This window comes from Brevundimonas sp. TWP2-3-4b1 (assembly GCF_049897665.1).
GTDB lineage: Bacteria > Pseudomonadota > Alphaproteobacteria > Caulobacterales > Caulobacteraceae > Brevundimonas > Brevundimonas subvibrioides_B.
This window is the reverse complement of sequence record NZ_JAFCWQ010000005.1, coordinates 65,862-81,559: the sequence shown is the minus strand read 5'-3', so window position 1 is coordinate 81,559 and position 15,698 is coordinate 65,862. Positions and strand designations below refer to the sequence as shown.

At 65.6% G+C, this 15,698-nt stretch carries 11 protein-coding genes and 1 tRNA gene; 8 read left to right on the top strand and 4 right to left on the bottom strand.

Annotation, left to right across the window (positions count from 1 at the left end; translation table 11 throughout):
* Window positions 1-19: 19 nt before the first annotated feature.
* Window positions 20-1,948, bottom strand: a complete 1,929-nt coding sequence (locus ACP7A5_RS05785; protein ID WP_426041015.1) for a rhamnogalacturonan lyase — start codon at window positions 1,946-1,948, stop codon at window positions 20-22.
* Window positions 1,949-2,046: 98 nt separating this feature from the next.
* On the opposite strand from ACP7A5_RS05785, the gene ACP7A5_RS05780 reads away from it, so the two are divergent.
* The 3 genes from ACP7A5_RS05780 to ACP7A5_RS05770 all read left to right on the top strand — a co-directional run bounded on the left by ACP7A5_RS05780 (window position 2,047) and on the right by ACP7A5_RS05770 (window position 7,229).
* Entirely contained in the window at window positions 2,047-2,319 is a 273-nt protein-coding gene (locus ACP7A5_RS05780) for an alpha-hydroxy-acid oxidizing protein (protein WP_426041014.1), read from the top strand.
* 423 nt (window positions 2,320-2,742) lie between these two features.
* Window positions 2,743-4,158 carry an oligogalacturonate lyase family protein gene (locus tag ACP7A5_RS05775; protein ID WP_426041013.1) on the top strand — a complete coding sequence of 472 codons (1,416 nt, stop codon included), beginning with the start codon at window positions 2,743-2,745 and terminating at the stop codon, window positions 4,156-4,158.
* A 131-nt stretch (window positions 4,159-4,289) separates the two neighbouring features.
* The gene (locus ACP7A5_RS05770) at window positions 4,290-7,229 is read left to right on the top strand and encodes a TonB-dependent receptor (RefSeq protein WP_426041012.1); all 2,940 of its coding nucleotides are present in this window, start codon (window positions 4,290-4,292) and stop codon (window positions 7,227-7,229) included.
* A 136-nt stretch (window positions 7,230-7,365) separates the two neighbouring features.
* On the opposite strand, the gene ACP7A5_RS05765 is transcribed toward ACP7A5_RS05770, so the two are convergent.
* The 3 genes from ACP7A5_RS05765 to ACP7A5_RS05755 all read right to left on the bottom strand — a co-directional run bounded on the left by ACP7A5_RS05765 (window position 7,366) and on the right by ACP7A5_RS05755 (window position 11,508).
* Window positions 7,366-10,098, bottom strand: a complete 2,733-nt coding sequence (locus ACP7A5_RS05765; protein ID WP_426041098.1) for a Tat pathway signal sequence domain protein — start codon at window positions 10,096-10,098, stop codon at window positions 7,366-7,368.
* A 764-nt stretch (window positions 10,099-10,862) separates the two neighbouring features.
* Window positions 10,863-11,051: a hypothetical protein gene (locus tag ACP7A5_RS05760; RefSeq protein ID WP_426041011.1), complete on the bottom strand. Its 189-nt coding sequence runs from the start codon at window positions 11,049-11,051 to the stop codon at window positions 10,863-10,865.
* A gap of 367 nt (window positions 11,052-11,418) precedes the next feature.
* Window positions 11,419-11,508 (bottom strand) — tRNA-Ser (locus ACP7A5_RS05755).
* Window positions 11,509-11,608: 100 nt separating this feature from the next.
* Here ACP7A5_RS05755 and ACP7A5_RS05750 point away from each other — a divergent pair.
* The 5 genes from ACP7A5_RS05750 to ACP7A5_RS05730 are packed head-to-tail and all read left to right on the top strand — an operon-like array spanning window position 11,609 to window position 15,685.
* Window positions 11,609-12,454 (top strand): septal ring lytic transglycosylase RlpA family protein, encoded by an 846-nt coding sequence (locus ACP7A5_RS05750; RefSeq protein ID WP_426041010.1) that lies wholly within the window; start codon window positions 11,609-11,611, stop codon window positions 12,452-12,454.
* A 48-nt stretch (window positions 12,455-12,502) separates the two neighbouring features.
* The gene (gene tmk / locus ACP7A5_RS05745) at window positions 12,503-13,129 is read left to right on the top strand and encodes a dTMP kinase (protein WP_426041009.1); all 627 of its coding nucleotides are present in this window, start codon (window positions 12,503-12,505) and stop codon (window positions 13,127-13,129) included.
* Window positions 13,126-14,106, top strand: coding sequence for a DNA polymerase III subunit delta' (locus ACP7A5_RS05740; RefSeq protein WP_426041008.1), 981 nt, complete (start codon window positions 13,126-13,128; stop codon window positions 14,104-14,106). Before tmk ends, ACP7A5_RS05740 begins: the two co-directional genes overlap by 4 nt.
* Complete coding sequence (locus tag ACP7A5_RS05735) at window positions 14,106-14,885, top strand: TatD family hydrolase (RefSeq protein ID WP_426041007.1); 780 nt, start codon at window positions 14,106-14,108, stop codon at window positions 14,883-14,885. The genes ACP7A5_RS05740 and ACP7A5_RS05735 overlap by 1 nt, the downstream gene beginning before the upstream one ends.
* Window positions 14,882-15,685, top strand: coding sequence for an MBL fold metallo-hydrolase (locus ACP7A5_RS05730; RefSeq protein WP_426041006.1), 804 nt, complete (start codon window positions 14,882-14,884; stop codon window positions 15,683-15,685). Before ACP7A5_RS05735 ends, ACP7A5_RS05730 begins: the two co-directional genes overlap by 4 nt.
* Window positions 15,686-15,698: the final 13 nt, after the last annotated feature.

The following is a 15,698-nucleotide window of genomic DNA, read 5'->3' as shown; positions in this document are numbered from 1 at the left end:
AGCCCCAGGCCCAGCCTTTTCACCGCGTCTGCGCCGTCATGCCCTCGCCGAGATAGAAGCCTGTGTGAGGCGGCTGGTTGTAGGCCGTGTTCTGCCACGCGACCGCGAGGCGATAGACCGGATCACTCATGAGCGTGACCATGCGGACGTCCGTCGTATGAGGCGTCACATAGATGCGGAGTTCGGAGTTGTCCTCCGCCCGCAAGATCACCTCCTCGCGCCAGTCGCCCAGGATGTCGGCCGAAAGCACGGGGTTCGACTTGGTCCCGTTATTGGAGGCGGCTCCCGTCGCGGTCAGCAAGGGCGTCGCTTCTTCCGCTTCCCAGTTCCACTTCGAGATGGTCGTGCCGTCCAGCAGTTCACGCAGCAGATCGCCGTCCCACCAGATGCCGAAATTCATCTGCCGCGGGCGTCTGCCGATGGGCTGCCCCTTCACGTCATAAAGGGTGTCGGAGTTGGCGGCCCAGGCTTCCGCCCCGAGGTGGCGCGGATCGATGTCGAAGGAGACGCCGCGGCCGATGTCCGAGTCCGCCGGTGTGCTCCAAAGGACCGCGCCGGTTCGTGCGTCCAGCATGGCCGCGCCGATGCCGCCGTTTCGGCCAGGACTTTCGTGCACCCCGAATCTCTCGAGGCCCGGCCTCGACGGGTCGAGATCCGACAGGTGCAGGGCGTCGCCGTGAAACAGGCGCGCGGTCCACAATCCGGTGCCATTGTCGTCGATGGCCATGGAGCCATAGACGATCTCGTCGCGACCATCCTCGTCGACATCAGCCACGCTCAGCTGGTGGTTGCCCTGGCCCGAGAAGGCGTCGTCGGGCGAGCCGGTATCGAACAGCCAGCGCTGGCTCAACCGACCGTCCCGCCAATCCCAGGCGGCAACCGTCGTGCGGGCATAGTAGCCGCGCGCCATTACGATGCTGGGACGCGCCCCGTCCAGATAGGCCACGCCCGCCAGATACCGGTCCGACCGGTTGCCGTAGCCGTCACCCCAGCGTTCCGCCAGCTGCGCGGCGTCTGGAGTTTCGGTGTCGGGGTGTCGTGACGGGGTAAAGGCCTCGGTGGCGAGGGCTCTGCCCGTCGTGCCCTCGAATACAGTCAGATACTCGGGTCCCCTCAGGATGCGACCCGTCAGGTCGGCATAGCGGGTGCCGTCGGGCCGAAGGGCGGCTCCGGTCCGGTCGGCCTGGGGCGCCTCTCCGCCATGCTCGCGCCAATCCGCGTTACGGTCGCCGACGATGCCGCCCTGTCCGTCTATCGTACCGTCTCCGGTCTTTGCCGCCACTTCGGCGCGTCCGTCTCCGTCGAAATCGAACACCAGGAACTGGGTGTAGTGCGCTCCGGCCCGGATGTTCGGCCCCAGATCGATCCGCCACAACCTCAGTCCGTCAAGCGTGTAGGCATCCAGCAGGACCGGACCGGAATAGCCAGAGAACGCGTTGTCCTTGGAGGTCGTCGGGTCCCATTTCACGACAATCTCGAAGCGCCCGTCGCCGTCCAGGTCGCCGACGCTTCCATCGTTCGCGTTGTAGGTGAAGGCCTCGCCGGTCGGGGTCGAGCCGCCCGCGGGGCGTTGCAGCGGAATGGACAGATATCCTCCTGCTATTGCGGTCGTGTCGGCCCCGCTGACGGAAGGACCCGCGAGCGCGCGAACCTCGTAAAGATCGCCAGCGGTCCCATCGGGATCAGCGAAACTGGTGCTGGCCACCAATGGCTCGCCGTTCACCTTCTGACCGTTCCGGTAGATGTCGAACGCGGTATCCGCTGCGTCTTCCGTTCGCAGGCGCCAGCTGACCAGAATGCCCCTTCCGACGGCCGCAGCCGCCACCGTGCCTCGATCGAGGGCTTCTTGCTGCCGCGGAGCCCGCTCGCTCTGGGCCAACACGGGCATTGCGCTCAACAGGGAGACGGCGATGGCCCCCGCCGCGGGGTGGATAAGCCAGGATCTCATGAGCGTCCTCCTCGACGGGTTTGGATTGCCTAGGCTGCGCTCAGCCTCCTGTCTGCAGATTGTGCCATATACTGCTCTGACATGTCACTATATGATAAGTGTATCTGTCCAAGGACGGGTCGGCGGGCGATCTCCCGACTTCGCTGTTCTGCCAGACGGTCTCGATTGCGGTGTGCCTGCGTCCCACAAGCCTGGCCGGGGTGAATGCGCGACGCGGGGAGTGCCAAGCCGCGCGGGCGAATGTCCCGTTCTGTCTGCCGACGGTCTCGGCCTGTCCGATCGCTGCGGTGAGGGACGCGGTCCAGGGGCTATTCTGGTTCAAGGGCATTCTGCATCCCGACGACGGCAGCCGCCAACTGGGCGTAGCCTAGTCGACGGCTAGTGCATTGCCGGCCATCGTGGACCGAGTGGCCAGCCCAGCGGAGGATATATGCTGGACGGCGGAGTGCGCTCTGGGCTGTAGTTCGTGCGGATGCAGTCGCTCGGACCCTTCTGCGTCCTGCTGGGCCACGCCTCGGCCAGCGCTCTGGCTGGATCTGGTGAGGCGTTTGGCGATCCCTTCCCTTCGGCTGCGGACATGCGGGTCGCCATGGCCCTGTCCCGGCGTGCCGAAAACCAACTAATTCCACAAATAGAGCGCCAAGATCCCACAATACGGGATAGTGTGCTACCATTTGACTTTACCAAAACTTGGTGGAAAGCTCATGACGGTGTCGACGCAGGTCGCATCGGAAATGCGCGCAGACGCATGGGTTGGGAGGAGACATTGGAGCTGCGCGCGAGGTTGTGCGTCCGTGCGAGCCCGCGCCTCCGCCCGACCGAAAAACTCCGATCGTCTGGATCGCACGAGATTTCGCGTCGAGTTCGATGATCCAAGCCTTGGCCGGTTGTCGACGAAAGCAAGAGGAGAGGGTTCCATGCGTATACGGGTACTGGGCATCGTCGCGTTCGGCTTAGCGATGGTCTGCGGGGCGGCGGAGGCATCGGACGTAGGACGTCGTTTCCCCTCCGAGATGCAGATGGTGGTTGACCGCGTCACTGGTCGCTCGCTGACGGTCTTGACCTCAGGTGCGTATAGAGACTCCAAGATTTACCCCACGCACCAGCAGTGGTCGATGGACGGGAACCATATCGTTTTCCGGTCGTCAGATAGGGCTGGTGTCGACTCGCCTCAGGCCTTCGTGGTCAATGAGATCACCGGCGTCATTACCCAGATCACCGACAGCCTTGGCGTCAACACGGGCGGGCTGAACGTCGCGCGACTGAGCAACAAGGTCTATTACATGCGTCGTCCTGGCGACGACGAGGCCGCGCAACTGATCGAGATAGATCTGGCGGCCCTGCTCGCGGATTCGGCGGCGGGTGCCATCAAGCCCCAGGGCTATGATCGGGTCGTCGCGACCATGCCGGACGACGGCAGCATTAGCAGCGGTTTCGGGCTTGATGCCGACGAGAGGACCGCATACGTCAGCTTCGATTCGACCATGCCGCCGCCCCGCGCACCGGGTGCCCTGGTGCCCCAAGTCCCAAGTGGCATCCGGGCGGTCGATATCGCGACCGGCGCAGTCCGTGAAGTGGTCCGCACCCCTTTCCGCATCGGCCATATCCAAGCCAATCCGATCAAGCCCGGCGAGATAATGTACTGCCACGAGACCGGCGGCGACGCGCCCCAGCGGATGTGGATCGTCAACGGCGACGGTTCCAACAACCGCCCGCTCTATGTCGAGCAGCCCGGCGACTGGGTGACCCACGAACAGTTCGCTGACGCGGACCATGTCATCTTCAACCTGATGGGCCACACTCGCGAGCTGCGCCAGCGGCCTTCCGGGATCATGGTGGTGTCGACGATCGACGGCACGGTCGAGAACCTGGGGCAGACCGACAGCGCGACCGTGACCCGCAGCGAACTGCAATACCTCGAAAGCCCCAACATCCCCCAGGATGAGACCAACACCGGCGGGTATTGGCACAATGCGGTCACCTATGACCGCCGGTGGGCTGCGGGCGACGATTTCGACGGCAACGTGCATCTGATCGACCGCCGGACCGGTCAGCGGACTCTGTTGACGGGCGGCCACCGGATGCGGCCTGACCACGCCCATCCGAGCTTCAGCCCCGATGGCAGCCGCGTCCTGCTTCAGTCAGGAATGATGACAGATGGGCAGCGCCTGTCGCTCGTCATCGTGCCTGTGCCGGAGAACGGCGAGTAACAGACGGCCGCACCTGGCCAGAGAAAACAAACAATATCAGATAGCTAAAGTAGAACAATCAAGCCGTGACGGTCGAATAAGGCCGCACTTACTGGGGCGATGCCGCAAGCGGCATCTCGGAGGAAAATATCATGAACAACGCTGTCCGCTCGAGGCTCGTCATGCGCGCTGGGGTTTCCCTGGCCGCTCTAACCGTCGGAATACTGGCCGTTTCTGGCGCGCACGCCCAGACCGCTCCGAGCCCGCAGGACGACGGGACCGTAGTCGACGAGGTCATCGTCACCGGCTTCCGCGGCAGTCTGCAGAACGCGATCGAACGTAAGCGTCAATCGAACGAGATCATCGACGTCATCAGCGCCGAAGATCTGGCGGACTTCCCGGACGCCAACCTGGCGGAATCGCTGCAACGGGTGCCGGGCGTGGCCATCGAACGAGATGGCGGCGAGGGCCGGGGTCTGACGGTCCGCGGCCTGGGCGGTGATTTCTCGCGCACGCGGCTGAACGGTCTGGAGGCGCTGTCCACCACGACCGGTTCGACCTTGGGCTCGAACATCAATCGCGGACGCGGCTTCGACTACAGCATCTTCGCGTCCGAACTGTTCTCGTCCCTAACCGTTCGCAAGACCCAGTCGGCTGAGGTGGACGAGGGGTCCCTGGGTGCCACGATCGACCTGCAGACCGGTCGCCCATTCGACAAGCGGGGCCTTCAGGGCGTGTTCGGCGCGACCGCTGCCTATTACGAGAACGGTGAGACTTTCGCGCCGCGCCTTACGGGCCTGATCAGCAACACCTGGATGGACGACAAGTTCGGGGCGCTGGTTTCGTTTGCCTACAGCACTCGCGACGTGGTGGAAGAAGCCTATTCCAACACCGGCGCCAACGCCGGCGCCGACTTCTCCGACGTCCTTCAGGGCTTCTGCCCCGTCGTGCCCGGGTCCTCGGTTAGACCGGTGAACCCCAGCGTCGGCACCGCGTCGTTCACCCCCCAATGCATGCCCGCGCCCGGCGCTGTCCCCGGTTCCACGCCCGCGGCCTACAACGCGATTAACCAGCCGAACATCTTCCTGCCGCGCCTGCCGGGTTACGGCCGCTTCCTGAATGAGCAGGAACGTCTGGGGGTTACCGCCGCCTTCCAGTTTGAGCCAAACCCCGACACCCTGTTCAATGTCGATCTTGCCTATTCCCGCTTTGACCAGACCAAGCAGGATCAGGCCACTAACCCGATCAGTCTGAACCGGGGCAACGCCGGCGCATCGCTTCCGGGTGTGACCCTGACGCCCTTACAGCGGTCGGGCCGTCCAAACATGAAGATCCGCGAGGTCGAGATTGACGAGAATGGTCTCGTCCGCTTCATGCGGTTCGACGACACCGACTTCCGCACCACCAGCACCTATGACCAGTCGACCACCGAGTTCTGGCAGGCTTCGATCGGCCTGCGCCAGAACCTGGGTGACCGCGGTCAGTTGAACGTGCTGTACGGGCGATCCGATTCCTTCTTCGATAACCCAGACTTCCGGCTGATGTCGCTGGACCGGTTCGACAGCGACGGCTTCACCTATGACTCGCGCGACAGCCGGCAGTCGCCCCGGGTCGACTTCGGCTTTAACGCGGCCGACCCCAACAGTTGGTCCTTCTACAATGGTTATTCAGACATCCGCCTGATCTCGCAGACGGTCGAAAATACGTTCGAGAATCTCAAGGCTGACGTTCGCTACGACCTGACCGACAGCTTTACCCTCAAGTTCGGTGCGGCCATCAAGGAGTTCAAATTCGAATCGGAGAGCCAGCGGCGGATCGTAGCGACGACCCTGGTACCAACGCTTCCCGCCGGCACGACCATTGCGGACATCAGCAACCTGGTCACCGGCTTCGGCGACCGTCTGGACTTGTCGCCCGGGTCCATGACCTCCTTCGTCGTTCCCGACATCATGGCCATCTCCGACCTATTCGACGTCCTGTGCAACTGCGTGAACGCCTTCGGCGACTTCCGAACGGGGCCCGGCGGCGGTTCGGCCGCCGACAACCGGAACGTCAGTGAGCGGAGTATCACCCCCTACATCCAGCTGGACTTCGACTTTCCGGTATTCACCGACATGACGCTGCGTGGCAACGTAGGCGTCCGCTATGCGAAGACGGAACAGGAATCGAGCGGCTTCGTCGGCACGACCCTCGTCAACGCCTCGCGCGAGTACGATGATGTCCTGCCCGCCCTGAACCTGTCGCTCGAGATCACGCCGGACCTGATCGCCCGCTTCGGCGCCGCCAAGGTCATGTCCCGCCCGGCCCTGCCCCAGTTGACGCCGGGTGGCTCAGTCAGCGCCGCCGAGCCGTTCACGGCGACGGTCGGCAACCCTGATCTGGATCCGATCCGCGCGACGAACCTAGACGCCAGCATCGAATGGTATTTCGGCCAAGGTGCCATCCTGTCCGGAGCGGTCTTTTATAAGGACATCGCCAGCTTCACCCAACAGGTGACGGCCCAGACCACCATCGCTGATTCAGGCCTGCCATCTCTTCTGTTCCCGACGGGTCAGAATCCTGGCACCGCGGTGACCCTGACGACGTTCGAGAACACGCCGGGCGGTGAGCTGACCGGCCTGGAGATCTCCTACCAGCAGCCCTTCACCTTCCTGCCAGGCCTCCTGGCCAACACCGGCATGCTGCTGAACTATACGCACATTGAGTCCGAGATCACCTATCTGCTCAGCCCGTCGCCGACGGGCCCCACATTGTCGGCTCCGTTGATCAACGTGTCGCCGGACTCGTTCAACGGGACGATCTACTACGAGGATGAGCGCTTCTCGGCTCGCATCTCGGCCGCGTATCGCAGCGAGTATCTACGGTTCGTGCCCCTGCGGGCGGGACTGGCTGACTCCGGCGGTTCCTACGAAAACCTGAACTTCGACGCCTCGGCGACCTACAACGTCAACGAACGTCTCGCAGTCACCTTCGACGCCCTCAACCTGACGGATCAGGCGACGGACTTCTGGAACGGCCAGGAGCGCCGCGACCAGTCGGTCTTCAGCCGCACCGGACGTCAGTTCTTCATCGGCGCCCGATTCCGCTACTAATCGTCTCCTGAGAGCCTGACCGGCGCGTCACAGCCCTGACGCGCCGGTCATTTTTTTGGCTGTTCGTCGCCGCGACGTCAAAACCCGCGCCCCGGATCGGGACGCGGGTTTTCGATCCCGACGGCGGGCGGCTGCGTCAGGTCCAGCGGCTGTCCAGGCTGGCCGGCGCATGGTCGCCGACGAGGGCGAGGAGCTGGATGTAGTTCAGCGACCACTGGGCACTGTTGTTGGTCTGCAGGCCGCGGATCTCCTCGCGCGGCTCCAGCAACGCGGGTCCGTCGACGCGCGTAGTCCGGGTGACCACTGACGGCCCGGGCAGGGTTCCGCCGCGGCCGCCAAGCAGCTCCATCCACGCCCGCTGCGCAAGCGCGGGATCGTTCTTCTTGTGCGCCGCCCAGGCGGTCATGCGGGCGTACCAGACCGTCGAGGGGATGTTGTCGCTGCCGAACATGGGGTTCAGCGCCTTGGGGCCCACGGCCCTGATGCGCTCGGGCTCCATCATGTTGTAGGCCTCGGCGAAGGCGACGAGGGCGGCATCGAATTCGGGGATATCGAGTAGGCCGTCCAGCTCGAACAGCACCTCGGCGCCTCCGAAGATCATCAACATCAGATAGTAGAAGTCGACGTCGTAGCCGATGTCATACAACTGGCCCGTTGCCGGGTCGTAGCCCATGGGCGGGCCGGTGAAGAGGCCGTGTGGCATACCCGCGATCGAGCGCATGCCCAGTACAATCTTGTCGCGCCATTTGACGTCGCCGGTACGCTCCCACTCCGTCATCCAATTGCCGGCGAAGGCGAACCAGTCGGGGCCCGTCCGCGCCTGTGTCGGATGAGGCGAGGGGGGCAGGATCTGGCGGATCGGATTGGTCGTCAGCAGAGCGTGGTCGGCGTTTACGACCATCCGCATCAGGTCGCCCGTCCGCTCGTCGGCGGTCAAGTAGTGGTAGAAACGCCGCAAGGTCGCCGAACTGATCCGGGCCTCCTTGGCACCGTCGCCCCAGTGGCTGACATTGTGGCGCGTGCCGAGGCCGGCGAACCGGCCGAGGTGGTGCATGTCGACCTCGCTGGTGTGGCGCGACATCGCTTCGGCGAAGCGGAAGGTCTCAGCACTGCCGGTTCGCAGGAACGCGTACCAGAGCCATTTGTCGGGGACCATTTCGCTGTTGTCCCAGGCATAGCCACCGACGTCGTACCGCCACGCATGACGGTCATTGTCGTAGGTGTGCATGATGTCGCCGTAGTCCCAGAAGCCGTACCAGTCCCGCTGGTCGACCTCGTGGCGATAGAAGGCGATCAGGGCGTCATAGTCGTTCTCCAGTCGGGTCTTCACTGGCGTCGATCGGTCAGGCAGAGCCCAGACGCCGAAGGCACCGACCGCGTGATAATGCTCGGGCGAAGCGACCAGCAACGGTGGGCCGCACACAACCCCGGCCAGCTTCACCAGCTCGGCACGCGTCGGCGTCGCGGGCAGAACCCACAGATTGATCTCGCTGGTCCGGGCGATGCCCATCGGCGTGCTGAAGCCGGGCTGGACGTCCTCGTACTGGATGTCGAGGCCATGGGCGCCATCGCTGTAGTGGCGCAGGTCCATCGCGCCAGCGTCGGGCGACCACAGCCACAAGGTGACGGTCGCCGCCTCGCCGGCTGCGCCCGTGATCTCGATCGCCGTTGGGTGCCGCTGCCAGAAGTCGCGCAAGCCGAAGGCGACGCCGCCCGATACGCCTCCGACATAGCCGGTGCCGGAGGCGCGGCCGCCGTGGTCGGCCTTGATCCAGCTCTGCCCGGGCTTGGTGCGCTTCTTCAGTTCGAACTGGTGCGAGCCGTGCTGGAACAGTTTGACGTCGCCGAACGCCGGGACGCTCTCCAGCTGTTCGCGGGTCTTCGCATCCATGTTCGCCAGGTCGGGTGTGCGCCGCCCGTCAAGTTGATCGGCGAAACGGGCGGCGAGGGCGAACTTGCTCGGCTGCCAGCCTGGCAGGTTGCGCACGGCCTCACCCCAGACGCCGTTACCTTCCCCGACCAGACGGAAATGGCGGTTGTGAAGCTCGTCGGTCATAGGCGCGTCGAACTGAACGCCCAGACCCGAGATGAAGTCGCTGGCCGCCTCACCGTCGAAGGTGAAGGTGTGCACCAGCTTGATCCCACCGCCGGCGTCGACCGCCAGCCGGACCGAGAAGGGCAACCAGTTGCGGCCGGAGCCGCTCCGGTGGAAGCCTTCGATTCGGACGACCGCCCGCACCGGCCCGGACTGCTCCACCACCGCGGAGCGCACCTCGCTCTGGAAGGTTTCGGTGCGGATCTCCTCGGCGTCGGCTTCGGGCTGGTCGCGCCGCAGACAGATCAATCTCCCGTTCCGAAGGGTTTCGCGACCCGACAGGGCGATTGAACGAATTAGGGCCCCGCTGCTGCGGCCGAGGACGCAGACGAGGTCGCCGCTTCGAATGGTGACCGCATCCGACGCCTCGTGCACGGTGACACGACCTCGGGGTGGCGGAGCGCGGCCGGGCTCCACGCGAAGCCGCGCAGCACCGGCAAGGCCGCTCGCTGCATGACCCGTCCATTTAAGCGATCCGTCTGGCCAGTACGCGAGTGGCCAAGTTTGAAGCGGCTCCGGTCTTCCGTCCGCAATCAGGCTCAGTTCCGTGGCCGGGGTGAGCGCGCCTCGAGGCCATGGCACGCCCCAGACCACGCCCCCGGCAGTCTGCGCGGTCGCGCCGCCCAGCCAGTTCAGATCGACGCCGGTTGCAGCCAGAGGGGTTGCCAGGACGGGTGTAGCCCCCAAACCGAATATCGCAACTCCCGCTGAAGCTGCGCTGGCACCGATACCAAGCTTCACCGCATCCCGCCGAGAAGGTCGTGTTTTGTCCATCATAGGGCCTCCAGTTGCGAGCGATAAAATCCCAATAATGGGGCATAGTCTCCACATTATGAAATTATACGGAAGAAGCCTAGGCTATGAGCGGCTGCTACGGCTCGCCGGGTGCCCGGATCATTCTGCGTCGGCATGTGCGACGAGTCGGCCGATACAGCGGGAGGGGCTGATCTACCGCGCCGGTCTCCGGGGTCTAGCCGCCTGCGCGATTGTACCCGTAGATCGTCCGCTCGTTGAGTTCGAAATGCCGATCAACGTCGCTGTTGGCCGGTCTCGGTGATCTGCTCCCCTGAAGCTCTGCCAGTTGCAGCTAGACTCCGACGCCGAGTGATCCAGTTTCTGGAGAGCAGATCACGCCGGAAAGCGGACCCTCCCGAGGTCTCTTTCGGGTCGGATTCGGTCATCGAGCCAACGGCGCAAACCGGACATTCCCTACGTCATAACGATCGTTATGTTCGCGCCGGGCGGCTGGGCATGGAAGGTCACCTTGCCAGGACAGCCCATTCGCCGACACTTCGCCGTCTGACCCCAAAGGCAGAACCCGCTACCCTTGGCGTGAGCGATGCGCGGCAGGTCCGCCACCATCCTGAGCTCGCAGATCTCGCACTCCGTATAGACCCGCCAGCGGTTTTCGATGGCGGCCCGGACCGTTGGGGCCGCGCTGCGCCAATCGGCTGGCGTGTAGCGGTCCAAGTTCTTTCGTCCCACGTCAGCACCAGAGGGCCATCGCCGTCGGGGAGGGGTCGAGATGTTTCACCCGATCAATGCTCCGCCATTGGCCGGCAACCCAGGCTGCGAAGCTGGATGCCTGCGGCATACCGCATGACGGTGCCAGGAACTCGAGCCTCGACCTGAGCCAGGATCTCGCCTGCCACGTCTTTGGAATCGCTCTTCCGAGCAAGCACCTCATCCAGCCGGGTGAGCAGATCGGCAAGAGGCTCGTCGTTCATCGTCTCGCTCCAGGTTGCCGACCCGTCGGACGTTGTGCCTCCGAAGCCGATCATCGCGCAAGACGGTGTTCTGGTATTGTTCGCCTTATCCACTGTCCAGGATCTCGCCCTGCGTGCCCCAGTGACCTGCCCACTCTGGTCCCGCGGTCTTGGTGGCGGTCGGCAGGCTTCATCGCTGATCATAAGCTCTGGAAAGGGCGAGCCACGGCCGCCCGCGCAAACGAGGGGAATCACAATCCGTTCAACTCTGGATTTTGTGCGTCCGCCGTTTAAGTCGGCCCAGCTGCCCAAGCTAGGGCCGAAATGGTGGGATTGCTGGTGGGTAGAGCCATAGCTATCGAACAAGTTACTGCAAACACTATAGTTCTGGCGGAAGCGGTGGGATTCGAACCCACGGACGGCTCTCACCGTCGCTGGTTTTCAAGACCAGTGCCTTAAACCACTCGGCCACACTTCCTTATTGGCAGCCTGAATGGCCACCTGTCCGGCTGGAGAGGGGGCATAGCAGCGCATCGCGCGTTAACCAAAACGGAAATCGGTTCGGCGATGATTTCGCCATGTCGATGTCGCCCCTTCTCCTTCGCCGCGCCTCCCGGGTCGCGGTTGTCGTCGCCGCGACGGCCCTGCTGGCCGCCTGTGCGAGTGCGGGGGCGACGTCGGGCGGTCTGTCCGGTCCCGTGCGTGGAGGACCCCGTCTGGCCGAGGCCGCGCCTGTCGTGACCGACCCGGCGCCGATCGTGTCGGGGACCATGCGCCGCTATCAGATCCGCGGGCGCTGGTATCAGCCGGAGGAGCAGCCGGACTATGACGTCGTCGGCCTGGCGTCCTGGTACGGCGACCAGTTCAACGGGCGGCCCACGGCGACCGGCGAGCGGTTCGACATGCATGCCCTGACCGCCGCCCACAAGACGCTGCCGCTGCCCGGCCTGGTCGAGGTCACCAACATGGCCAATGGCCGTCGCGTGGTCCTTCGCGTCAACGATCGCGGGCCTTTCGTCGACGACCGGATCATCGACCTGTCGCGCGGCGCGGCCGAGGCGCTGGACCTGCTGTCGCGCGGCGTCGGCGAGGTGAGGGTCCGCTATCTCGGCCGCGCCCCGCGTCTGGGCGGCGGGACGGTGTTGCAGGTCGCCGCGGCCGCGCCGCCGCCTCCGCTTCCGGCCGGGGCGTCCGTAGACGCCGGTCAGAGATACTGGATCGAGGTCGCCGCCTACCGTGACCAGCCCCGGGCCCAGTCCGTCGCGGAGAGAATCGGTCGCTCCGCCCGCATCCAGGCCGCGAACGACCAGAGCATGTTCCGGGTCCTGATGGGGCCGTGGAACGACGCCGACGCCGCCGAACGGGCCCGCCGCTCGGTCATGGCCGACGGATTCGCCGACGCCCTGTTGATATCGGCGCCCTGAACCCACTGCGCCCTTGGCCCGGGCGGTCCGGATCGCCATTGTGCGCCGGTGACCCGAGGACATTTCATTACGCTTGAAGGCGGGGAGGGGACTGGAAAGTCCACCCAGGCCGCCAGACTGGTCGCCCGGCTCGCTGCGCGCGGCCTCGACGTCGTGCACACGCGCGAGCCCGGCGGCTCGCCCGGCGCCGAGGAGATTCGGCATATCGCCCTGAACGGCGACGCCGGCCGCTGGTCGCCCCTGACCGAGACCCTGCTGATGTTCGCCTCGCGCAGCGACCATCTGGAAAAGACCATCCGCCCTGCGCTGGAGGCCGGGCGCTGGGTCGTGTGCGACCGTTTCGCGGATTCCAGCCGCGCTTATCAGGGTGCGGGCGGCGGCGCGCCGGCGGACTTCATTGAGGCCCTGGACAGCGTCATCGTCGGTGATGACCAGCCGGACCTGACCCTGATCTTCGACCTGCCGGTGGAGGTGGGTCTGGAGCGGGCGCTGGCGCGGGGCGGCGCGGAGACGCGGTTCGAATCCAAGGGGCTCGAGTTCCATCGCCGCCTGCGCGACGGCTTCCTGTCCGTGGCGGCCCAGCACCCGGAGCGCTGCCGGATCATCGACGCGACAGGCGAACCGGATGCGGTGTCCGAACGCGTCTGGCGGGCCGTGGAGCCGATCCTGCCGTGAGCGAGCATCCGCGCGATCGCTTCGATCTGGTCCCGTCGACGGAGGCGGAGACCGCCTTCCTCGACGCCCTCGAGCGCGGACGCCTTCATCACGCCTGGATGGTCTGCGGACCCGAGGGTCTGGGCAAGGCGACCTTCGCCTATCGCGCCGCCCGGCGTCTGCTGGGCGCGGTGCCGGATCCCTCGCGCGGCCCGCTCGGCGCACGGCCGTCCGATCCGGTCAGCCAGCTGATCTCGGCCCAGTCCCATCCCGACCTGCTGGTGCTGGAACGGCTCGTCGAAGGCGGCAAGACCAAGAAATCCATCTCGGTGGACCAGGCGCGCGACCTGCCGGACTTCTTCTCCAAGAGCCCGTCCCGGGCCGCGTACCGGGTCGCGATCATCGACGCGGCCGATGACCTGAATCTCAATGCAGCCAATGCCTTGCTGAAGGTTCTGGAGGAGCCGCCTGAGCGCGGCGTGCTGTTCCTGGTGACCCATGCGCCGGGGCGGCTGCTGGCGACGATCCGCTCGCGCTGCCGCCGTCTGACCTTCCAGCCGTGGACCGAGAGCGCGGTGGCGACCCTGCTGGAGCGCCAGACCGAACTCGAGGGCGACGAGGCCGAACGCATTGCCGGCATGGCGCGCGGCTCGCCCGGCGCAGCCCTGTTGCTGGCCACGGCCGCCAACCTTGAGCTGGATCGGCTGGCGCGCCGCTGGGTCAACGAAGGCCTGGTGGATCGCGCCGAACAGCTGTCGGTCGCCGACGGTTTCCGGGGCGCGGAAGGACAGGCGCGGTTCGAGGCCCTGCTGGACCGGCTCGCCGCCGCCGTGAAGGCGCGGTCACTGGCGCAGGGAGGGCAGGGGGCTGCCTGGGCCGATCTGTGGACCCGGTTGACCGAGGCGCCCGAGCGGGCGGTCGCCATCAACCTGGACAAGGGCGACCTGCTGGCCGGGGCCCTGGCCGATCTGGCGCGCGTTAAAAGGATGGCGGGCTGATGCTGATCGACAGCCACGTCAATCTCCACGCACACCAGTTCGACGAGGATCGCGACGCCGTCATCGCCCGCGCCCGCGAGGCCGGGGTCGGGTTGATGGTCGAAATCTCCGACAAGCTCTCCACCTTCGAGGCCACCCACGCCCTGGCCATGGCGCATGCGGACATCTGGTGCACCGTCGGCGCCCATCCGCATGAGGCCAAGGACCACACGGCCATGACAGCCGACGATCTGGTGGCTCTGGCCCAGCGGCCGCGCGTGGTCGGTATCGGCGAATGCGGTCTGGACTTCCACTATGACCTCAGCCCGCACGAGGTTCAGGCCGATGCGTTCCGCGTCCACATCGAGGCGGCCCAGCGCACCGGCCTGCCGCTCGTGGTCCACACCCGCGAGGCGGACGCCGACATGGCCGCGATCCTGCGGGAAGGTCAGGCGAAGGCGCCGTTCCGCTTCCTCATGCACTGCTACACCAGCGGCGCAGAACTTGCGGAACAGGCAGCGGAAATGGGGGCGTGGTTCTCGGTCTCCGGTATAGCGACCTTCAAGGCGGCCGAGGACGTGCGCGAGGGCATCCGCGCCATGCCCGCCGACCGGATCATCGTCGAGACGGACTGCCCCTATCTGGCGCCCGTGCCGCACAGGGGCCGCCGCAACGAGCCGGCCTATGTCGGCCATGTGCTACAGGCCCTGGCCGACATCCGCGGCTGGAGCCGGGAAGAGGCCGAGGCGCGCACGACGGACGCCTTCTTCAACCTGTTCGACGGAATTCCTCGCCCATGAGCGGTGAACTCGAGATCACCATCCTGGGCAGCGGTTCGTCCGGCGGCGTGCCGCGCGGCGACGGCGACTGGGGGGCCTGCGATCCGGCCGAGCCGAAGAACCGCCGCAGCCGCTGTTCAGCCCTGATCCGGCGGCGCGGCCCGGACGGTGACACGACCGTCCTGATCGACACCTCTCCGGACCTTCGCGAGCAGATGTTGAGCGCCGGTGTGAAGTCTGTGGATGCGGTCCTGTACACCCACGACCACGCCGACCAGACTCACGGGATCGACGATCTGCGCGTCTTCGCCATCCGGCGGCGGCACCGGATCCCGGCCTGGATGGACGCCGCGACACGCGACGCGCTCGTGCCGCGCTTCCCGTACATCTTCGAAAGTCAGATGGGTTACCCGGCGATCCTCGCGCTGAACGAGATTCCGGACCACGGCGTCGACTGGGCGATCGGCGGTGCTGGCGGCCCTGTGCCGGTCTTGACCTTCGACCAGGCCCACGGTCCGATCCGGTCGGTCGGCTACCGGGTGGGATCGGTGGCGTATTCAAGCGACATCGACGCTCTGGACGATGCGGCGTTCGAGGCCCTGGCCGGATGCAGCCTCTGGATCGTCGATGCGCTGCGCTGGACGACACATCCGACACACAGCCACGTCGATCGGACCCTGGAATGGATCGCGCGCAGCGGCGTCGAGCGCGCCGTGCTGACCAATCTCCACATCGATTTGGATTACAACGCCTTGTCGGCTCTTCTTCCGGCGAATGTCGAAGTCGGGTTTGACGGCTGGACCGCAAACGTGCCGATCTGACGGCTCTTCTGAC

Bases quoted from the DNA above. Each gene is read 5' to 3' on its own strand.
- ACP7A5_RS05735 (WP_426041007.1), top strand. From the start codon at position 14,106: ATGCTGATCGACAGCCACGTCAATCTCCACGCACACCAGTTCGACGAG.
- ACP7A5_RS05765 (WP_426041098.1), bottom strand. From the start codon at position 10,098: ATGGACAAAACACGACCTTCTCGGCGGGATGCGGTGAAGCTTGGTATC.
- ACP7A5_RS05730 (WP_426041006.1), top strand. From the start codon at position 14,882: ATGAGCGGTGAACTCGAGATCACCATCCTGGGCAGCGGTTCGTCCGGC.
- ACP7A5_RS05785 (WP_426041015.1), bottom strand. From the start codon at position 1,948: ATGAGATCCTGGCTTATCCACCCCGCGGCGGGGGCCATCGCCGTCTCC.
- ACP7A5_RS05750 (WP_426041010.1), top strand. From the start codon at position 11,609: ATGTCGATGTCGCCCCTTCTCCTTCGCCGCGCCTCCCGGGTCGCGGTT.
- ACP7A5_RS05770 (WP_426041012.1), top strand. From the start codon at position 4,290: ATGAACAACGCTGTCCGCTCGAGGCTCGTCATGCGCGCTGGGGTTTCC.
- ACP7A5_RS05760 (WP_426041011.1), bottom strand. From the start codon at position 11,051: ATGAACGACGAGCCTCTTGCCGATCTGCTCACCCGGCTGGATGAGGTG.